The organism is Microcoleus sp. PH2017_12_PCY_D_A (genome assembly GCF_020738565.1).
GTDB lineage: Bacteria > Cyanobacteriota > Cyanobacteriia > Cyanobacteriales > Microcoleaceae > Microcoleus.
Window position 1 is genome coordinate 1 of record NZ_JAEQCI010000224.1, and the last position, 4,023, is coordinate 4,023.

Here is a 4,023-nt window from a genome sequence, read left to right on the forward strand (position 1 = left end):
TCTGTAAGGCTAACACTGCATAATTTCAGCCCAAAAGCGTTTGGCTTCCAAGTTTTCACAACTGATAAAAAAATCCGACCCACATCTGCGGAATGTGGGCTACAAATTGATTTAAATCATTTAGGATTGCTATATAACTTTGCTTTCTCGCCAACGATCGCAGCGATGGGAACCGCATAATGAATTTTATCGCCTCGCCAATGTGCGCCAATCCCCAGACTGTCAACACCAATATCTTCTCTAAAAATTTGTCGCAGCTTATCATCATCGCCGGGGTTGGGGAAAGAAGCAGCTAACTGCTGTTCTAGCTCCAATTCTACTTTATAAAATGCTAATTTGACATTTTGCAGATTCGCATCTGCGACTAATTTGGGCAATTCTTCCAAAGTCAAGGCGCGAGTATGAGATGGATCGCGCAGCTTCTCAATATAGTTGTAAGCATCAACTTTTTCCGGTGGCATTGCCACATCAGCAATCAAAATGCGATCGCCCGCGCGACACACGCGAACCATCTCCGACAGCACAACATCCGGGCGCAAGAAGTGATGGAAAGCATAACGACTCAGCACAATCGAAAAACTCTCATCGGGAAACGGTAGCGTTTCGATATCGCCTTGGAGCCATGAGAGATTAGTCAAGTTTTTTTGTTCTGCCAAAATCTGGGCTTGTTCTAGCATTGCTGGTGTTAAATCGATGCCAGTAACGCGACTGGAAACTGCCGCAAAAGCACAAGCCACAATACCCGGGCCGCAAGCAACATCTAGAACTGTATCCTTGTCAGATACGCTTGCCATCTTCATCAGTAAATCCAGAGATTCTTGATTTTTTGTGTGGCCGTACAAGTTAGAGAATGGCACAGCCTGACGGGTGAACTGGTCGATGATGGATTCGTGATATGCGGTCATAGTTAAATTGTGTAATTTTTTGCGACTAGCGAGTATAGTAGGAGTGACTTTTGCCACTCCTGCCAAATTTATTTTATCCTTAGGAATTCTGCAATGCTCCACCTGCGATCGCCGTTAAGATAGCCACGCCAAATGCCAACCGATACCACACAAACACCCAGGTATTTTGAGTTTGCAGGAACTTCATCAGCCAGGCGATCGACAAATAAGAAAATACAAACGCCGAAATCGTTCCCACTGCCAAAGTCACAACTCCAGCGCCACCGATTCCTTCTCCCAAAGCACCCTTCAATTCCACTAATCCCGCCAGAGTAATTGCCGGAATTCCCAATAAAAAAGAAAACCGCGCGGCCGCGCCTCTTTCCAATCCCATAAACAATCCTGCTGTTAGGGTGGAACCCGATCGCGAACAACCCGGAATCAACGCCATTGCTTGGCCTAATCCCATTAAAATACCGTCTTGAACAGTTAATTTTTCATAAGTGCGAGATCGCTTGCCAATTTTTTCGGCTATTGCTAACAGCAGCGACATGAAGATCGAAGCAATGGCGATGCTGGCCAAACTTCTCAACGGTGATTTGTCAAAATCTGGAACCAATATCTTGATTAACAGCCCAAAAAAGACTATCGGTATTGTTCCCAAAGCAATCCCCAAGGCCATTTTAAATTCCTGCGATTCGTAGTCGCGCCGCATTACAGCGTTGACTGCACCAAAAGTTATACTTGTCAAGTCTTTCCAGAAATACCAAAGCACAGCCACAATGCTGCCCAACTGAATCACAGCAGTATAAGCAACACCCGGATCGCCCCATCCCAGGGCGATCGGCACTACCTTTAAATGAGCGCTGCTACTGATAGGTAAAAACTCTGTTAATCCCTGTACAATTCCTAAAACAATCGTCTGCACTAGATTGAGTGGAGCGGGCCCGGAAACATCAGCAGCGGGGGTTTGGGCGAGGAGTGCATCAAGCAAAGCTATCATTAGTTGTGAATTCCCAGTTGTCAGTTTCTAGTCATCAGTTGAATTTAACATCTTGCACCCTTCTTTTAAGCGAGAAGCCCGCGCCACAATAAATTTATTTATTGTCGGGCTGGCACTTCCAGCTAGTTTCTTCCAAGCCGATCGCAAACGGTGCTCTTGAGTCAGTAGAATCACCGTGTCATAGCTACAACAAGCAAATGATCGCAGTATATCCAAAACTACCCTAACCTACTCAGGAACATTTGCATACAGTTCCTGATACAATTAGGAAAGTTTTTGCATCTGATGAAGCCAGCCTACAGCAACTGCCAACCACCTATGATATTTCCCGAGTACAAAAATTCAATTGTTACTGCTGCTTCTGGCATCCGCTGGCTGCGGAGAATCATGTCAGCCAGTCTGTTAACTGTGACGCTGACACTTAGCTTGATACTGCTCACCGGCCAGCAGCCAGCCTTCGCAACACTCACGGACGATCGCTTCGACGGTACAATCTTCGCCCTCTACGCCGGCAACGGTTCCCTAGTTCCTCCTAAAGTCAAACTCACAGATTCTTTCAAACGCAAGAAACCCGCATTGTTAGTTTTTTACACAGACGACAGCAGCGACAGCAAGCAATACGCGATCGTCGTTTCTCAACTCCAGGAATTTTACGGCCGCGAAGCCGATTTTATCCCCGTAAGCATTGACTCTTTGCCTTCGCAACCGTCAGAGTTACTCACCGAACCCGGTCATTATTACGAAGGTTTCGTACCTCAAACAGTCATCCTAGACCAATCGGGAAAAGTAGTTTTTAACGAAAAAGGACAAATACCTTTTGAGAAGGTAGATGATGCCTTTAGGAAAGTATTTGATTTGCTGCCTAGAGAAAAATCAATCCCGCTCAAACGCCGTGTCGTGAACGAACTAAACATCGAATTGTCGAAGTAGTCATTAGTCATTAGTCATTAGTCATTAGTCATTAGTCACTGGTTGTTAGTTGTTGTTAAGAATAACAACAACCAATTAGATCCAGTTCGGTCGAGGGGTTACGATATAATGCAAAGTCTTGTAGGGCGGGGAAAGCCAGTATTCTCGCTCTCCAAACCTACCAATTCATAAACCCGCCCCCTCCCACAACTAATATATCGATCGGATACGATAACAATGAAGTCAGCAATCAAAATCTTATTAATGACAGTTTTGACTGTACTTTTAGTTTTAGAAGCAGCCGAAGCAGGGCGATCGATAATTAGTGCTTTTGCCGATAGCAGTTCCCGCAAACCCCTAGCTTTAGAGCGATATACAGGCGTCGCCTACCTCGAACCGGTGCAGTGTACGGGTTCGGTGTTAACCGGAGGATTGTACGTAATCACGGCCGCCCACTGCCTCAACGAAGGTGGGGTCAAAATTCCTGCTGGAACTGCTGTAACGGCAACTTTTAAAGTGCCCAGCGGTCAAGTTACTATCCCAGTTAGCAACTATTACATCCATCCGGGATGGACTGGTTACGAATCTGAAGTCGGCAACGATATTGCTATCTTAAAGCTGAAAAGAATCGCGCCACCGAGTGTGGAACAGTACGAAATTAACCGCAACAAAAATGAAGTAGGTCAGTTATTTACAAAAGTTGGATATGGATATATCGGCCTGGGTAATAAAGGACAAAATGAGAATTCTAATTCTGAGGCGAAACGATATGCAGGTCAAAACCGCTACGATGGGCTAGGTGATATTTTCAAAAGTTCTACTGAATCTGATATGTCTGAATTAGTATTGGGGAGTCAGTTAATTTTTGATTTTGATGACGGAACCGCCGAACACGATAGTTTGGGGAGGCATTTTCCTAAATTAGCCGATCGCGGTTTGGGGAAAAATGAAATCGCCACAGCTAGCGGAGATTCGGGCGGGCCTTCGTTTGTTGACGGGAAAATTGCGGGGATTAGTTCTTGGGGTTATAGCGATCGCGGATTTTTCAAAACAAATATCGGCGATATTGATAAAATTGACGACAACGGCAGTTTTGGCGAAATTTCCGGCGATACGCGGGTATCATTTTATCCCACATTCCGCAGATGTGGGTCGGATTTTTTTATCAGTTGTGAAAACTTGGAAGCCAAACGCTTTTGGGCTGAAATTATGCAGTGTTAGCCTTAC

The 4,023-nt window shown here is 45.2% G+C and carries 5 protein-coding genes; 2 read left to right on the forward strand and 3 right to left on the reverse strand.

The features are described from left to right. Positions 1-116: 116 nt before the first annotated feature. The 3 genes from JGK39_RS32835 to JGK39_RS32845 form a co-directional block, all read right to left on the reverse strand. A complete protein-coding gene (locus JGK39_RS32835; RefSeq protein ID WP_293259883.1) occupies positions 117-905 on the reverse strand; it encodes a class I SAM-dependent methyltransferase in 789 nt (262 codons plus the stop codon). Positions 906-984: 79 nt separating this feature from the next. After that, complete coding sequence (locus JGK39_RS32840) at positions 985-1,887, reverse strand: undecaprenyl-diphosphate phosphatase (protein ID WP_293259880.1); 903 nt, start codon at positions 1,885-1,887, stop codon at positions 985-987. A gap of 27 nt (positions 1,888-1,914) precedes the next feature. Next, a complete protein-coding gene (locus JGK39_RS32845; protein WP_293259877.1) occupies positions 1,915-2,061 on the reverse strand; it encodes a hypothetical protein in 147 nt (48 codons plus the stop codon). Positions 2,062-2,205: 144 nt separating this feature from the next. Between JGK39_RS32845 and JGK39_RS32850 the strand changes: the two genes are divergently transcribed. Together JGK39_RS32850 and JGK39_RS32855 are read left to right on the forward strand one after the other, a co-directional pair. Continuing rightward, the gene (locus JGK39_RS32850) at positions 2,206-2,817 is read left to right on the forward strand and encodes a thylakoid membrane photosystem I accumulation factor (protein WP_293259943.1); all 612 of its coding nucleotides are present in this window, start codon (positions 2,206-2,208) and stop codon (positions 2,815-2,817) included. A 216-nt stretch (positions 2,818-3,033) separates the two neighbouring features. Next, positions 3,034-4,017: a trypsin-like serine protease gene (locus JGK39_RS32855; RefSeq protein ID WP_293298948.1), complete on the forward strand. Its 984-nt coding sequence runs from the start codon at positions 3,034-3,036 to the stop codon at positions 4,015-4,017. Positions 4,018-4,023 lie beyond the last annotated feature (6 nt).